Annotated in this window: 13 protein-coding genes; 9 read left to right on the forward strand and 4 right to left on the reverse strand. The window is 38.7% G+C overall.

All coding sequences use genetic code 11. The annotated features are described in order from the left end of the window. Positions 1-99: 99 nt before the first annotated feature. On the reverse strand, positions 100-948 hold the full coding sequence (locus FA047_RS18610) for a DUF2911 domain-containing protein (RefSeq protein ID WP_136837597.1): 849 nt from the start codon (positions 946-948) through the stop codon (positions 100-102). Positions 949-1,072: 124 nt separating this feature from the next. On the opposite strand from FA047_RS18610, the gene FA047_RS20920 reads away from it, so the two are divergent. Together FA047_RS20920 and FA047_RS20925 are read left to right on the forward strand one after the other, a co-directional pair. Beyond that, complete coding sequence (locus FA047_RS20920; protein ID WP_225872788.1) at positions 1,073-2,650, forward strand: M1 family metallopeptidase; 1,578 nt, start codon at positions 1,073-1,075, stop codon at positions 2,648-2,650. Positions 2,651-2,656: 6 nt separating this feature from the next. After that, positions 2,657-3,643, forward strand: coding sequence for a hypothetical protein (locus FA047_RS20925; protein ID WP_225872789.1), 987 nt, complete (start codon positions 2,657-2,659; stop codon positions 3,641-3,643). Between the two features lie 3 nt (positions 3,644-3,646). Here FA047_RS20925 and FA047_RS18620 read toward each other — a convergent pair whose 3' ends face one another. Beyond that, the gene (locus FA047_RS18620) at positions 3,647-4,420 is read right to left on the reverse strand and encodes a hypothetical protein (protein WP_136837598.1); all 774 of its coding nucleotides are present in this window, start codon (positions 4,418-4,420) and stop codon (positions 3,647-3,649) included. 311 nt (positions 4,421-4,731) lie between these two features. On the opposite strand from FA047_RS18620, the gene FA047_RS18625 reads away from it, so the two are divergent. From FA047_RS18625 to FA047_RS18645, 5 genes are all read left to right on the forward strand, one after another. Further along, positions 4,732-6,060 (forward strand): cytochrome ubiquinol oxidase subunit I, encoded by a 1,329-nt coding sequence (locus FA047_RS18625; protein ID WP_136837599.1) that lies wholly within the window; start codon positions 4,732-4,734, stop codon positions 6,058-6,060. Further along, positions 6,057-7,058: a cytochrome d ubiquinol oxidase subunit II gene (locus FA047_RS18630; protein ID WP_136837600.1), complete on the forward strand. Its 1,002-nt coding sequence runs from the start codon at positions 6,057-6,059 to the stop codon at positions 7,056-7,058. Before FA047_RS18625 ends, FA047_RS18630 begins: the two co-directional genes overlap by 4 nt. A gap of 102 nt (positions 7,059-7,160) precedes the next feature. Continuing rightward, entirely contained in the window at positions 7,161-7,574 is a 414-nt protein-coding gene (locus FA047_RS18635) for a hypothetical protein (RefSeq protein ID WP_136837601.1), read from the forward strand. Positions 7,575-7,915: 341 nt separating this feature from the next. After that, positions 7,916-8,794, forward strand: a complete 879-nt coding sequence (locus FA047_RS18640; protein WP_225872793.1) for a hypothetical protein — start codon at positions 7,916-7,918, stop codon at positions 8,792-8,794. A gap of 63 nt (positions 8,795-8,857) precedes the next feature. Then, on the forward strand, positions 8,858-11,725 hold the full coding sequence (locus FA047_RS18645) for an outer membrane beta-barrel protein (protein WP_225872790.1): 2,868 nt from the start codon (positions 8,858-8,860) through the stop codon (positions 11,723-11,725). 81 nt (positions 11,726-11,806) lie between these two features. Here the strand turns inward: FA047_RS18645 and FA047_RS18650 are convergent, their stop codons facing one another. After that, positions 11,807-12,136: a DUF3276 family protein gene (locus tag FA047_RS18650; RefSeq protein ID WP_136837603.1), complete on the reverse strand. Its 330-nt coding sequence runs from the start codon at positions 12,134-12,136 to the stop codon at positions 11,807-11,809. A gap of 69 nt (positions 12,137-12,205) precedes the next feature. Continuing rightward, a complete protein-coding gene (locus FA047_RS18655; RefSeq protein ID WP_136837604.1) occupies positions 12,206-13,996 on the reverse strand; it encodes an ABC transporter ATP-binding protein in 1,791 nt (596 codons plus the stop codon). Between the two features lie 112 nt (positions 13,997-14,108). Here FA047_RS18655 and FA047_RS18660 point away from each other — a divergent pair, with 112 nt between their 5' ends. Together FA047_RS18660 and nusB are read left to right on the forward strand one after the other, a co-directional pair. After that, entirely contained in the window at positions 14,109-15,197 is a 1,089-nt protein-coding gene (locus FA047_RS18660; protein WP_136837605.1) for a Glu/Leu/Phe/Val family dehydrogenase, read from the forward strand. Positions 15,198-15,231: 34 nt separating this feature from the next. After that, entirely contained in the window at positions 15,232-16,182 is a 951-nt protein-coding gene (gene nusB / locus FA047_RS18665) for a transcription antitermination factor NusB (RefSeq protein ID WP_136837606.1), read from the forward strand.

The raw sequence follows: 16,182 nt of genomic DNA on the forward strand, positions 1-16,182 counted from the left end.
AGGAGAGATCTCTTGTTTAAGAATAGTTCAAGAGATCCCTCGCTTCCTCGGGATGACGACCGTACTTTCAGCATGACAAGTGTCATACTATCGTATTATTTATTTCTTAGCTTCAGCAATCAAAGCTGTATTCAGGCGGATGTATTCTGCATTGTTGATTTCTGTAGCGATTTTTAAACCTTGCTCAGCAGTTGCAGCAGCAGCTTTTTTATCACCCATTTTCAGTTGTACGCGACCTTTCCAAAGTTTTACCCAAGGTGCTGTCGTGTTTCCTTCATCAGCTTTATTCATCCATTCCATGGCTTTATTGATGTCTTTGCCGTTTTCATAGTAATACTGAGCAGCCTGAAAATATGGCTTTTTCTCACCTTGCATTGCCTGATCTATGCTGGCCATCACTTTGCTGTCTACTTCAGTGCCCAGGTTGATGTTGATGCCGGTTTTATCCCACAACAATTGTAATTGAGCCGAGGTAGGATATACATTTGCCAGCTGAATAGTGAAGGTTTCTACTTTATCTTTTAAAACTGTTGGTTTTATTTTTACCCTAAGCACGTCATCCGACTCTTTATAAGTGTAAGATCCCCATTGTTTAGAGCCTTTATTGAAGATAACGATCCATTCTGTTTTACCGGGAATTGTAAACAAACCATATTCACCTGCAGGTAAGGTCTGTCCTTCTACTTTTACTTCTTCACTGAAAGTGATTAAGGTTGCAGAGTTTGCACCCGTACGCCATACTTCCCCATAAGGAGCCAGTGCGCCAAAAACCTGGCGGCCTTTCACATTTGGACGTGAATAATTCAAGGTCATTTTTCCCAATCCAAAGCTTTGGGTAATTGTTTGTGAGGTACTCGCTTGTGGCATGGCGAGTCCTTGTGCCTGAAGTTGGGAGTTAATGGAAACTGCCAGCGCCAGTGTCAATAGAGTTTTTAGTGTCGTTTTCATATCAATGAATTGATTAAGTTTTGATTATGCTAAATTACGTTTCTTGGACTTAGTTAACGGAAAAATTTTCTTTGTATTCAAAACTTGACTTATGAATTAGAAAATCATTAACTAAATTAGCCAGATGGTTCACTTTCGTTACACACTTGTGCTGCTCTCCGTATGTTTACTGTCTTTCTCGTGGATAGATGACCTTCCAAATCCAAAGCTGGAGACAGGTGTTTCCAAGGCACTTGCTGCTTACCGAAAGTCGGTCTTGAGTCAATTGAATTACAAACTTAGTCTGGATATTCCGGCTGATAAAGCCTCGTCTATTGCTGCTAAGGCAAGGGTAAGTTTTCAACTGAAGACCAACAAACATCCGCTTCAACTGGATTTTAAGGAAAGGACTGAAAACATTAAGAAAATAGTGGTCAATGGAAAAGCTGTAACTATCGTTCATAGTGACGAGCATATCGTGATCGAACCAAAATACCTTAAGTCAGGAAAAAATATTGTCGACCTGGAATTCATCGCCGGAAATGGGGCATTGAATCGCAATGCCGATTATTTATATGCTTTGTTTGTTCCCGATAGGGCCCGGACTGTATTTCCATGCTTTGATCAGCCGGATTTGAAAGCTACTTATGATCTGACATTGAGTATGCCAAATGACTGGACTGCACTAGCGAATGCCAAACTCAAAGATTCATTGCTAGCACCGGACCGAAGGACTTACGTTTTCAATACTTCAGATACTTTAAGTACCTACCTGTTTTCATTTGTGGCGGGTAAATTTAAAACAGTATATGGCAAAACAGGGCGGATGACGTCGGAGTTTCTTTACCGGGAAACAGATAGTGTAAAAATCAGGCAGAGTGTGCCTGAAATCTTTAAAATTCATTCCGAATCTTTGGACTATTTCGAGAAGTGGACAGGTATTCCTTATCCATTTCAGAAGTTTGGATTTTCTGCCATCCCGGATTTTCAATTCGGTGGCATGGAGCATCCGGGAACGATACATTATAAAGCTTCCACCTTCTTTCTGGATGGTGGCGCGACTAAGGACCAGTTGAATTCGAGAACTCACCTCATAGCGCATGAAACTGCGCACATGTGGTTTGGCGATCTGGTAACCATGAATTGGTTTACTGATGTATGGATGAAAGAAGTATTCGCCAATTTTATGGCTGATAAAAGTACAGAAGGCAGCGAAGGTGCCAATGTTTTTGATCTTAAGTTTCTAATAGATCATTTTCCTGCAGCTTACGGAATAGACCGGACAACCGGTGCGAATCCGATCAGGCAGCCCCTGGATAATCTAAAAGATGCCGGTACTTTGTATGGAAACATTATCTATCATAAATCACCAATCATGATGCGGCAATTGGAGCGGCTGATGGGGAAAGAAAAGTTTCAAACCGGCGTAAGAGAATACCTTAGGAAATTTTCGAATGGAAATGCCTCATGGCCGGATTTAATAACAATCCTGGACCGCTACGCCAGTGCTGATCTGCAGAAATGGAACAAGGTGTGGGTGGACGAGCCTGGCAGACCAGTTATTCATTATGATATGCAGCAAGAAAATGGGAAGATCAAAAAGTTCAGCATCATGCAATCGTCCGAATATGGAGCTAAAAGGTACTGGCCTCAATTATTTGAACTCAAGCTTATTTACCCCAACTACAGCAAGGAGATCACTGTAGATCTAAATGCTGATTAGGTAGAAGTGAAAAATGCGGCAGGTTTAGACGTGCCTTTATATGTGCTGTTTAACTCCACAGGTCAGGGATATGGGGTGTGGCCGATTGATAAAAATATGGTAAATCATGTTTATGATATGGAATTGCCGCTAAACCGGGCATCTGCATATATATCACTTTATGAAAATATGCTTAATGGCAGGAGTATATCGCCGAAGGAATTACTTGAAGTCTTCAGGGAGGGATTGACAAGAGAAAAAGAGGAGCTCAATTTAAGGTTGATCAGTAATTATCTCAACGTAATTTATTGGGAGTTTATCACAGCAGAAGACAGACGATCACTTTCGTTATCAGTAGAAAAATCTTTATGGAGCGCACTTGAGCAGCAATCCCTGACTAACAACAAAAGATTGCTATTTAAGACTTATCAGGACGTGTTTTTATCAAAAAATGCTAAAGATGAGTTATATGCTATCTGGAATCAGCAGAAACCCGCTCCCGGAGTTCTAAAACTTAATGAGGATGATTATACATCGCTCGCATTTAACCTCGCTTTGAGAGAAGATCAAAATTCAGAAATTCTGAAAAAACAATTGTCGAGGATTACCAATGCTGACAGGATTAAAAGATTTGAATTTATTATCCCTGCAGTTTCTTCGAATCCCGCAGATAGAGATAGATTTTTTAAAGGCCTGGAGCTGAAATCGAATCGTGAAAAGGAGTCAAATGTAGGAACCGCCTTATTCTATTTACACCATCCCCTTAGGCAGGCCACGTCTGAAAAGTATTTAAAGAAAAGTTTGGAGATGCTCCAGGAAATCCAGACAACGGGGGATATCTTTTTCCCGCAAAACTGGCTGCAGTCTATATTCAGCTATTACCAAAGTCCGTTTGCAGGTAAAGTAGTTAGGGATTTTCTACAACAAAATCCCCAATATAATCCAAAGTTAAAAGCAAAAATTCTGCAGGCTGTGGATAACCTTTTTAGGGCTGAATCGCTTTTGAAAAAATAACCGTCACTTGATTTCCTTGTAGGTTATTTTGTAGGTCTGACTTTTATTGTTTTTAGCAATGGTAAGTTCAGAGGGATAATTTTCAGAATTATATTTATAGGTATATGTTGTTTTTTCGGTATTGGAATTATAGCCGAGTGGGTTATTAATAGCGTGATTGAAAAAATCGTAGCCGGTTTCTAAGAATAACAGCTGAGTATGTTTAACACTTTTGAAAATCCCATTTTTGCTATCATAGGAGTAACTAAAATTAGTTGTGAGGCTGGATACGAGGTCGTTTGTAGATATGGCCGACGGGTTAAATGAAGAGTACGTAAGTGTTTGCTCTTTAAACAACTTCTTGTCCGCACCAAAATAGCTGATCTTCATAATTTGATCTGCTGCATTTTTTGTTAGAAATCGATGACCTGTGGGGGTTAGGAGATTGCCATCTTCATCAAAGGAGCTGATTTTAGTTTTCATGACGTCTGAAAAATTATACTCACTAAAGCTCATGGGCTTATCATATTTAAATCGCCTCAGTTTTAATGGCAAGTCATTTTTATAGGTGATTTGAGATTTATAGCCATCAGAGTTTTCAATTTCAGTGAGGTTATTGTCTTGATATTTTAAATAAATCGCCAGTTTATCAGATTCGAGTTTAACAGGAAGAAACACTTTTTGTGCAGGCCGGTCCTCAGGAGGCTGAATGGGATCTGGTTTAAATGATTTATTTTTTTTACAGGAAATGATCAGCAGTGACAAAAGGTAAATGATAACTGTTTCTTTAGCTTTCATGATTATAAGTTTTATAAAAACAAATATATATGTATTTATCTTTATGTGTACTTTTATTTCATTTTTAATTAAACATAATTTCTTGATATTAAATTTAAATTTCTTTATTGTGTTGGTTGAATACTGAATAGTTATCCGGGATTGTTAATCTTGAATACAATTTTTTGGAATATTATTTCAATTACTAATGCTTGGTTTTGCTGACATTTTTTTACTGAAAATAGCCTGTAATTTGATTCAGAATGACGATTCTGTGCAAATAAACCCTTACTTTTATAGCAAATTTTTTAGCACGTAACGTTTATTAAAATATGGACGATTTTTTAGCTGCCCGCCTCCAGATGGCCTTTTCACTTGGCTTTCACATTATTTTTGCTTGTATTGGTATGGTAATGCCTTTTTTTATGTCAGTAGCACACTTTTATTGGCTTAAGACCAAAAATGTGGTCTACAGGGATGTTACCAAGGCCTGGAGTAGGGGTGTGGCTATTTTTTTCGCAACTGGTGCTGTTTCCGGGACTGTACTGTCATTTGAACTTGGTCTGCTCTGGCCCAAATTTATGGAGCATGCCGGACCTATATTTGGAATGCCGTTTTCTTTAGAGGGGACGGCATTTTTTATAGAGGCGATCGCATTGGGATTTTATTTGTACGGATGGGATAAAATCAATGCCTGGTTTCATTGGGCTACGGGAGTTGTTGTTGGAATTAGCGGATTGTTGTCGGGGATACTTGTGGTTGCTGCAAATTCATGGATGAACAGTCCTTCCGGTTTTGATTATATCAACGGGGAATACCTGAATATAGACCCTATTAAGGCTATGTTTAACGATGCGTGGTTTTCACAGGCATTACATATGTGTATTGCTGCTTTTGTCTCTACGGGTTTTGCAGTTGCTGGCGTACATGCTTTAATGATTTTGAGGGGTCGGAATGTGCAGTTTCATCATAAGGCTTTTAAGATCGCAGCAATATTCGGAACTGTAGCTGCTTGTCTGCAGCCCTTAAGCGGAGATATTTCTGCTAAAGATATTGCTAAACGCCAGCCCGAGAAACTTGCAGCAATGGAAGCGCATTTTCATACTGAGAGAAATGCGCCGTTGATCATCGGCGGGATTCCGGATACAGCTAATAGCCGTGTGGATTATGCGATTAAGATACCTGGATTGCTGAGTTTTATGGCGACAGGCGATTTTAATGGGGAAGTAAAGGGATTGGATCAGGTGCCTAAGGAAGACAGACCTCCGGTTGCCATTACACATTATGCTTTTCAGATTATGGTTGGTTTGGGTATGGCGATGGTGTTGATTTCCGTACTATACTTCATTGCCTTATGGAAAAAGAAATCCTGGATGGAAAGTAAATGGTTGATGAAGTTGTTCGTCATTGCTATACCTATGGGGTTCATTGCATTGGAGGCTGGGTGGACTGTCACTGAAGTAGGTCGCCAGCCCTGGATCATTAGAGGCATCATGCGTACCGCAGATGCAGTTACCCCAATGCCCGGTATCGCATATTCTTTTTATTTGTTTACCGCAGTTTATATCTCACTATCCATCATTGTGAGTTTATTGTTGTACAGGCAAATTACAATGGTGGGCAAGTTATATGATTCAACTGCTAAAGATTCTGAATTATGATATATGTAGTTATTGTTTTCCTCTGGACATCTATTCTTTTGTATATACTATTAGGCGGGGCTGATTTTGGTGCGGGAATAATCGAATTGCTTACGTCTAAGACCAATAAACCTAAGACGCGTAAAACGATGTATAAGGCAATTGGTCCGATATGGGAAGCCAATCATATGTGGCTGATCATAGCAATTGTGATCTTGTTCGTTGGTTTTCCAAAAATTTATACCACAATATCCGTTTACCTTCATATACCTCTTGTATGTATGTTGTTGGGGATAATAGCGCGGGGAACTGCTTTTGTATTTAGAAATTATGATGCTGTAAAGGACGATATGCAGAAGATATACACGCCTATATTTGTTTATTCAAGTCTGATTACCCCCTTCTTTTTAGGGATTATTGCGGCCAGTTCAGTTTCCGGGCAAATCGATCCTCAGGCAAGTGATTTTTTATCTGCCTACGTATTTAGCTGGCTCAATTGGTTCTCAGTAGCTGTAGGCATTTTTACGGTCAGTATCTGTGGTTTTCTTGCAACTATTTTTATTATTGGCCAGACAGACAATGATGGCGACAGGCAGCATTTTGTAGGTAAAGCAAAGCGTACCATTTTTATCGTCATGTTTTGCGGAGCTTTGGTTTTCATTGCTGCACATGTAGAACAGATACCTATTGTCGATTGGATATTTGGTGATACCCCTGGTCTGATAGCCATTATTGCGGCTAGTATTTCTTTGATTTTTATGTGGTATGCATTGAATAAAGATCAACCTATATCATTACGTCTGCTGGCAGGTTTTCAGGTGACAATGATTTTGTTTGCGGCTACGTATACTCATTTCCCCGACATCGTGTTGCTTAAGGGCGGTGCTAATCTGTCATTACTTACACATCAGGGGCAGGCAAAAACGATAGCATCATTAGGCTATGCGCTCCTCATTGGGAGTATTTTTATATTACCTGCATTGGGTTATCTGATTTACATTTTTCAGCAGAAAAGGTAGGTTTGTGTTGTTTTATCAGGCTTTGGATATAAAGATTTAAAATAATTGAAACAATACTGACGTATAAATCCTTTTTAAGCAGAGGTTTAATTTAGAAAGAATATGGATCGGTTAATCATAGAAGCAACATTTGAAGATGTAAATGAAATTTCTTTGTTGAAAAACAATAACGCTTTGGATCCAAATGCCACGTTGGTGCTTGGGTTTAAGATTGTAAATACAGATCAGGTAATCCATGCTTTTTCAACATTGAAGAAAATCGCGGTGCAGCATTCTTTTGAACTTGTAATTTGTAAAACCATGAATGCCCGCATCTATGATATTGAACTCAAAACAAATGGCCTTGACGAACCGGTAAGGATCAATAATAAAGCCATCACCAACGAAACTTTGGGATCTATCGAGGACGAGGCTACCAGTAAAACTGCAATGAGAATTGGACTTAATGTTAGTCCTGAAGAAAACTGGATACCTGTAACATCGATAAACATCAAAAATTGTGAGATTACATCCTAGGTCGTTTTGTAACAATTTAGTATGACTTAACTTTATTGTTTTTTTAAACTAAGCTGTAATGTTCACCTGGTGTGGTTGGATTTGGGTTCAAAATTGTAATGAACCGAGTTTGTAATCCCAACGTAGGCCCTGTATAAGGCATTTATTACTTGCCTTTTCTTCCTGTAACAAATAGGTGAGCAACCTTCAAAGATTTAAATTTTGTGCGTAATTCGCGGATTATTGTTTGAATAAAACTTAACGTTTTAATTAAACCTAAAGCAATTTGTTTAGTCATAATCTCAAAACACAAATTAAATATCAACTTTTCACTAGTTATGAAATCAGGATTCTCAAAAAATATGTTAAATACATTACTACTGGTTGGTTTTGGATTGACAGCTTCAGCACAGAAAGTTAATGAATTACAGGAAGTGAGTATAGTAGCTCCCCACAGTCTGAAAATTGACGGTAAGAATTTTGAGTGGGCTGCTGCTGATTTTTCATCTAATAAGCGTACTAGTATTTCTTATATCATCAGTAACGATGACAAGAACCTGTACCTGGTAGTGAAATCTACTGATTTAACTAATAATAGTAAAATTCTGGCTGGGGGAATTACTTTTTCTATCAATCCGGATGGTAAGAAGAAAGAAAAAGAAAGTCTGGCTCTTACTTACCCTAGTATTGCCCGCCCAACAAGAGGAGCTGGCGGACAAGGTGGCGGAATTAGAATGGATAGGGTAATGGGTGGCATGGGTGGAGGCGGAGGTACTCCGCTGACAACAAAGCAAAGGGATTCAGCTTCAGTAGCCAGATTAAGAACTCAATTGGTAACAGCGAAAGAGATCAAAATCAGTGGATTTAAAAAGACTACAGATACCTTGGTTTCGATTTATAATCAGTCGGGAATTAAAGCTTTTGCTTCTATTGATACAGCCAATACCTATTTTTATGAAGCAGCTATCCCTCTTGAGGAATTGGGAATTTCTGCCGATTCAGCAAAAGAATTTGCATATAACATCAAACTGAACGGATTGCAAATGCCAGGCTTTGATGGCGGTGGCGGCGGCGGCGGTCGTGGAGGATTCGGCGGTGGTGGTGGCGGCGGTCGCGGAGGTTTTGGTGGCGGTGGTGGTGGATTCGGCGGAGGCGGTGGTCAACGAGGTGGGGGAATAGATTTTCAAGCCCTGATGAGTCCTACAGATTTTTGGGGAAAATATACTTTATCCAAAAAATAGGTACTAATCTCTAGTACCGAAATCCAGCACAACACACACAAACCAAACCATATAAACACACAAATGAATTATTTTAATCCGGTCACGGCCCCAGGGCCGGGCCATTCTATGGGCGTGAATTACGCCAGGCTTTGTAAACTGGCCGTTGTACTGTTTTTGTTGATAAGCAGCACAGCTAAGGTATCAGCGCAACAGCCAGCAAAAAGAGAGACACCACCACCTTTGCCTACCAGAGAAATTAGTGGAATCGTAAAAGATACACTTGACCTCGGTCTTCCAGGAGCTACAGTAAGTTTAACCTCGGACAAGGATACTTTAAAAACTTCAACTAATAATGATGGTATCTTCGTGTTTAAAGATGTAAAATCTGCTACTTATACTATTGTGGTGCAAAGCTTGGGGTATCTTAAAACTTCGCCAATGCGTTTCAAACAAAATGACTTGACTCCGCGAATTGTCATGGATCCAATTGTCATGAAAGAAGAAAAAAACACCTTAAATACTGTAGTCATCAATGGCACGCCTTCAATTACCTATAAGACAGATACGGTAGAGTATAAAGCAAGTGATTATGTGGTCAGGGCAAACTCTATGGTTGATGAGCTATTGAAGAAAATGGAGGGAATGGAAGTTGGGAGTGACGGATCGCTTGTGCATAATGGCGAATCTGTTCTAAGGGCTAAACTAAATGGAAAGGAATTTCTGGGCGGCGATGTCGCTAATGCAATTAAAAATCTCCCTGCCGAAATTGTAGATAAAATACAGATTGTGGACGACTACGGTGATCAGGCTGCGCGTACCGGTGTTAAAGACGGCGATCCTCAAAAAATATTGAACATTACAACCAGAACTGATAAATCTGTTGGAAATATAGTAAGATTAAGTGGCGCTGGGGGAAGCAATGACCGTTATAATGGTGAGATTAATGGAACCAGGATTAATCAAAATCAAACGATTGGTGTAGATTCAAAATACAGAAATACAGTAAATGGCGTTGGAGGGGGAGGCACTGGAGGTACAACTACATCTGGAGAGGCTTCGTTTAGTATCCGGGACAAAATAGGTAAAAATGTTAATTTCAACGTTAACTATAAGTATGACGGAAATGATCAGCTTAATTTAAGCAGTACTTTTTCCAAATCAGTGACGAACCTAAGAAATATACTTAAACTTCAAACGGATTCACTTGTAAACACCTTTACTACCAGAGGCAGTCAAAGGACTAATGATTCCAGAGGCCATAATTTTAGGGCAGAAATAGAGATCAATCTGGATAGTAATGATTACTTAAGCTTTAGGCCTTCAATTAATTATTCATCATCTTCTTCAAATCAGGCAGACACTTCATATCAAACAGGTTACAGACACCAATATCAGGTTAATGCAAATTCTTCTAGCAGTAAAAGTCCACAATTGGGATTGGTGGTTGGATATCAACATCGTTTTGATAAGTTAAGAAGGAATTTCTTTGTTGAGGGAGAGGTAAGAACAAATAACAGAAGCAGCGATTCGGATCAGGATCTTTTTCTAAGATACTTTTTGAATGAAGACGAATCGGAAAAAAGTGATTCCCTGGCCTATAGGCTAAGATTAAACAAAAATTTAAATACAAGCTATAGAGGTAGCATGACTTATGTGGAGCCGCTGAGTACAAATACTCAAATTGAATTAAATGCCCAGGTTAACTATAACGGTTACGACAATAATGCTACTACCAGAAATCGGGTAAACGGCGGAGTTTCTCAGGTAATTGATTCACTGAGTAATATTTTTAATTATTCATTTACCCAAGCCAGGTTTGCCGTGAATTTCAGATATGGAATGAGTAATACGTCAAGAATCAGGTTTTCTGCCGGACTTACCGCAGTGCCTGCATTATTGTCTGGAACAAAAGTCAGCTTAGGTACTACGACGAGGAGAAGTAGTTTTAACCTGATTCCGATAGCCCGGATGGAATATTTATGGTCAAGACAGCACAAAGTTGCATTAAACTACTCAGGGAATGCTTCTGAGCCGACCTTCGACCAGATTCAGCCGGTACGGGATGTAACTAACCCTAATAATGCAGTTATAGGTAATCCAAATCTTAAAGCCAGATTTGTTCATACCATACGGTCAGATTACAATAACTATATCGCAAATTCAAAGTTGAATTATTCAATAGGAGTGAATGCCTCATTTAATCAGAATGATGTAATATCAAGTTCTGTTGATATTGATGATCCAAACGTCATAGTTAAGCCAGGACAGAATCCTGTCAAAATTCGAGAGACCAGGTATATAAATATGAACGGTGTCTATAGGATTGGCGGAAACTACAACATCAGTAAACAACTAAATAATAGGAAATACAATTTATCGTTAAGCGGATCAGCAAATTATAATAACAGGATTACCATGACAAATGGTGAAAAAAATATCAATATTGTAAAAAGCTTTAGAGAAAGTTTTGGTCCGAGAATAAATCCTACCGACTGGTTTGAGATCAATCCCTATGTTTCATATAACCACCAAACCTCTGATAATACAGTTTTAAAAAATCAGTCTGAAACAAATACACTGGCATTTAATGTTGATGGAACAGTTTATTTTCTGAGAAGCTGGATCTTTAAGTATAACGCAAGTAAAAACTATATAAGTGGGATCAATGCAAATATTAACAATAATCCGTTCGTAATTAATGCAACCCTTGAAAAGGAATTGTTCAACAGAAGAGGAAGAGTTACAGTTCAGGCATTTGATGTTCTAAATCAAAATAACTTTGTAAACCGTGATTTTAATGATACCGGTGGTTATACAGATACCAAATCAAACGCAGTTAGCCGCTACTTCATGGTAGGATTGAGCGTGCGTTTGCAAAAATGGAGTGGTGCCAAAGGCGGTCGCGACGGAAGAGGCATCCGACGCCGTGGAGATGGTAGCTTTATGTAAGAAATAATAACTTTGCACAAATTTAGTGCAAATAAAAAAGCCCTGCTCATTATATGAACAGGGCTTTTCTGATTTATTTCTTTAGAATGAAAAATCGTCGTTTTGTATTCTGCTAGGTACACCATCTTGGTTTTCAGAATATTCGTAGCGTTTTTCCACTACTTCCTGATGGTTTTTAATGTAATCAACAGTTTCATTCAATCCTTCTGCAAATTTTTCAAAATCTTCTTTGTATAAAAAGATTTTATGTTTTACAAATACTCCGTCTTCAAGTCGTTTTTTACTTTCAGTTAGGGTTAGGTAATAATCTCCTGATCTTGTTGCTTTAACGTCGAAAAAATAAGTTCTTTTACCAGCTCTTACTTTCTTTGAAAAAACCTCTTCTCTCTCTTTGTTGTCAAATTCTCCCATGGTTGCTATAGCTCTTGGTTTTGGTTCGGGTAAATATAAAGGAATAATTATTAAACTTCAAAATAGAAATCATATAGATTTACTTTCCTCTTCGAGCAATTGATTTTGATACATTTCTGCATATGCACCTGAAAGTAGCAGTAATTCTTCATGCGTGCCTTGTTCAGTGATCTCTCCATTGTCGAGAACCAGTATCTTATCTGCATTTTTTATTGTAGATATTCTATGTGCAATCAGTATACTGGTTTTTCCATTCATTAGCCGACCAAGATTGTTTAAAATCTCCTCTTCTGTTCTGGTATCTACGGCTGAAAGGCAATCGTCGAATATCAGGATCCTCGGTTCCTTAATTAACGCCCTTGCGATAGATACACGTTGTTTCTGGCCGCCAGAGAGGGTGATGCCACGTTCTCCCAGCATGGTTTCAAACTGATGCTCAAATCCTATGATATTGTGGTATACAGCTGCATTTTTTGCGGCGGTTTCCACCTGTTCTGTAGTGGTTGTATCGAGCCCAAAGCTGATGTTATTTTTTATGGTATCTGAAAAGAGGAAGACTTCCTGAGGAACAAAGCCAATGTGGTTTCTGTAATCCTGGAGATTCAGTGATTTCAACGAAGTACCATCAATTTTTATGTCTCCTTTATCTACGTCATACATTCGCATGATTAGATTGGCCAGGGTAGACTTTCCCGAACCGGTTCTGCCGATGATAGCAACAAACTGACCTTCTTTAATTTCAAAGCTTACATTTTTGATGGCTTCTATCCCAGTGTCGGGATAAGTAAAGCTCACATTTTGAAAGTTTATCCTGCCTGAAATTTCAGTTTTATCATGGGCCTCTGACGTGATATCAGGTTGAAGCTCCAGGAATTCGTTTATGCGTTTTTGCGAAGCTGAGGCTCTTTGAATTAATGTAGTTACCCATCCCAGCATGGAAACCGGGAAAGTGAGCTGATTCACATAGACAATAAATTCTGCAATATTTCCAGGGGTGATGGAACCATTAATGACTTGTTTACCACCTATGTAAATAGTCAGTATCGTACTAAGTCCGACAAGGAGCACCATGGTTGGGTAGAACAAAGCCTGAACTTTGACGAGACCCATAGCATTGTTTTTATAGCCCTGACTTTCTGCCGCGAATACCTTTTCAGTATGTCCTTCACGAACATAAGATTTAATCACCCGAATTCCTGAAAACCTTTCCTGAACAAAACTGGAAAGTTTTGAAAGCTGCTCTTGTATCAACTCGCTTTTCTTATTGATTTTAGTGTTTACAAAGTAAATGATGACAACAAGGGCTGGTAATGGTAGTAAGCAAAAAATTGCCAGCTTGGTATTTACGGAAAACATAGCGTAGATAACCAGCAGAAATAAGACGCCCGTATTTATGGCATACATAATTGCTGGGCCAACGTACATCCTCACCCTATTTACATCTTCAGTAGCTCTATTCATTAAGTCTCCGGTATTGTTTCTCCTGTAGAAGCCAAGACTGAGTTTCTGATAGTGTGCATAGATTTCATTTTTTATATCAAACTCAATATGCCTCGACATCAGGATGATTGTTTGTCTCATGAAAAACAAAAACAGACCTCTTAATAAATACAATATCAATACCAGTGTTCCAAAGTATAACAAGCTGTAACTAAAGATGTCATATATAATTTCTTTGCGTTCGAACCCTGAAAAAAGACTGTACAACTGGATATTCTCAGTAATTAAATTAAAGGCATGACCAATGACCTGCGCGGGAATCACACCGAATATATTTGATATGATTACAAAGAAAATTCCTGGAATAATCCGCCATTTATATTTATAGAAGTATTTGTTTAGGTAGCGGAGATGTTTCATGAAGTGGTAAAGTTAGCCAAATGCCGATAATTTTTTCAAAGAATTGGTTATTACTAGGTAAAATAATGTTTTTTTAAGTAGTTTTGCGGCTTATCTGATAAACAAAAGTTATATGTCTGGTAATAGTTCTCCCGTGAATTCCGTCTTAGATCAAATTGGTGCCTCTGGGCATAAGAAGGTTGTTTTTTGTAATGACCCTGATACTGGTTTAAAAGCAATTATTGCCATTCATGATACCACTCTCGGACCTGCAATAGGAGGAACCAGGATGTGGAGTTATTCAGGAGAAGCTGAGGCGCTTGAGGATGTATTGAGATTGTCCAGGGCGATGACATATAAGGCTGCGATAACAGGTCTTAACCTTGGCGGTGGAAATGCAGTGATTATCGGAGATTCAAGAAAAGGTAAGTCGGAAGCCATGATGAGGAGTTATGGCCGCTTTATCAAAAACTTAAACGGAGAATTTATTACAGCCGAAGATGTGGGTACCAATACCAAAGACATGGAGTACATCCGTATGGAAACTCAACATGTTACTGGTGTTCCTGAATCATTAGGTGGCGCAGGCGATCCATCACCAACTACTGCAAAAGGGGTTTTCTTAGGTATTAAAGCCTGTGTGAAAGAGGTGTTCGGTACAGATATGCTGGCAGGAAGATCCGTTGTGGTACAGGGGATAGGTAACGTAGGAGAGCATCTTGTAGAATTGCTGAGAGCAGAAAATGTTGAAGTTTACATTAGTGACATTAACGAAGAACGCTTACAGCATGTAGCGAGAACTTATAAAGCCAAGCCAATTGCCGCAGATAAGATTTTTGGAGTGAATGCTGATATTTACGCACCATGTGCATTGGGAGCCACAGTAAACTCTAAAACCATTGAGAAAATGAAGTTTGCCATCATAGCTGGTTCAGCAAATAACCAATTAGCTGATGAGCAGATTCACGGAAAAATGCTGCTGGACAAAGGGATTTTATTCGCGCCGGATTATCTGATCAATGCAGGGGGACTCATTAGCTGCTATTCAGAATTGACAGGGTTTGGCAAAAAACGTACTATGCAGCTTACCGAAAATATATACAACGCAACGCGTGATGTGATTAAAATGTCTAAGAAGGATAATATTCCGACAGTATGGGCAGCTAACCGCATTGCAGAACAAAGAATCATCGATATCAAAAAAATAAAATCATCATTTTAAATAAACAGGTAATTTACCACTCGTTCTTACATTCATGTTAAACAGAAGGCACTTAAGAATTAAAGCTTTGCAAAATATATTTGCTTGGCACATGACAGACAAAAGAGATGTAGCTTCTTCCAAGAAGGCGCTGATGCAAAGTATTGACAATGTATATGAAATGTACATATGGATGCTTTCTCTTTTAGTTGAGGTTACAGAATACACAGGAATTGACGCTGTAGAAAGAGCAAATAAACATTTGCCGACTGCAGAAGATCTCAATCCTAATTTAAAACTGTTGAACAACAAGTTTACAGTTACACTAAAAGCAAATCCAGATTTTAATGCTGCGGTACATAAGTACAAGATCAATTGGATGGCAGATCCTGAATTCGTTAAAGGTATTTTTAACACGCTGAAAGTGACTCCTGAGTACGCAGCTTACCTTGCCGACGAAGACAATAGCCTGGAAGAGTCGAAGACGATCATTAAGTACATTTTTAGAAAAATTATACTTAAAAGCCACAACATTATTCAGGCATTTGAAGACAAATTCATCAACTGGTCTGTAGATAAAGAGGTCATGCAGGGAATGGTTGCTAAGACATTGAAAAATTTCACGTCCGAAGATCCTTTTGCTAATAAACTGACGCCAATTAGTCAGGATTGGGAAGAAGACAGCAAGTTTGTGGAAGATCTGTTTGCTTACACGCTTAAGAATGACAAAGATTATCAGGTGATGATCGGTGAGCGTACCAAAAACTGGGAATCAGAACGTATTGCTTTGATGGATACAATCCTGATGAAGATGGCAATTTGTGAACTTTTAAATTTCCCTTCAATACCTGTTAAAGTAACCATTAATGAATACTTAGATCTGTCAAAAGATTACAGTACTCCGAAAAGTAATTCGTTTATTAACGGTATCTTGGACAAGATTATGGGCGACCTTAAAAGAACCAATAGCATTACTAAAATTGGTCGCGGACTTATAGAAGAATAA

Origin of the sequence: Pedobacter frigoris (assembly GCF_005116445.1) — a bacterium.
GTDB classification, from domain to species: domain Bacteria; phylum Bacteroidota; class Bacteroidia; order Sphingobacteriales; family Sphingobacteriaceae; genus Pedobacter; species Pedobacter frigoris.

Bases quoted from the DNA above. Each gene is read 5' to 3' on its own strand.
- FA047_RS18610 (WP_136837597.1), bottom strand. From the start codon at position 948: ATGAAAACGACACTAAAAACTCTATTGACACTGGCGCTGGCAGTTTCC.
- nusB (WP_136837606.1), top strand. From the start codon at position 15,232: ATGTTAAACAGAAGGCACTTAAGAATTAAAGCTTTGCAAAATATATTT.
- FA047_RS18625 (WP_136837599.1), top strand. From the start codon at position 4,732: ATGGACGATTTTTTAGCTGCCCGCCTCCAGATGGCCTTTTCACTTGGC.
- FA047_RS18660 (WP_136837605.1), top strand. From the start codon at position 14,109: ATGTCTGGTAATAGTTCTCCCGTGAATTCCGTCTTAGATCAAATTGGT.
- FA047_RS20920 (WP_225872788.1), top strand. From the start codon at position 1,073: ATGGTTCACTTTCGTTACACACTTGTGCTGCTCTCCGTATGTTTACTG.
- FA047_RS18635 (WP_136837601.1), top strand. From the start codon at position 7,161: ATGGATCGGTTAATCATAGAAGCAACATTTGAAGATGTAAATGAAATT.
- FA047_RS18640 (WP_225872793.1), top strand. From the start codon at position 7,916: ATGTTAAATACATTACTACTGGTTGGTTTTGGATTGACAGCTTCAGCA.
- FA047_RS18630 (WP_136837600.1), top strand. From the start codon at position 6,057: ATGATATATGTAGTTATTGTTTTCCTCTGGACATCTATTCTTTTGTAT.
- FA047_RS18650 (WP_136837603.1), bottom strand. From the start codon at position 12,136: ATGGGAGAATTTGACAACAAAGAGAGAGAAGAGGTTTTTTCAAAGAAA.
- FA047_RS18620 (WP_136837598.1), bottom strand. From the start codon at position 4,420: ATGAAAGCTAAAGAAACAGTTATCATTTACCTTTTGTCACTGCTGATC.
- FA047_RS18645 (WP_225872790.1), top strand. From the start codon at position 8,858: ATGAATTATTTTAATCCGGTCACGGCCCCAGGGCCGGGCCATTCTATG.
- FA047_RS18655 (WP_136837604.1), bottom strand. From the start codon at position 13,996: ATGAAACATCTCCGCTACCTAAACAAATACTTCTATAAATATAAATGG.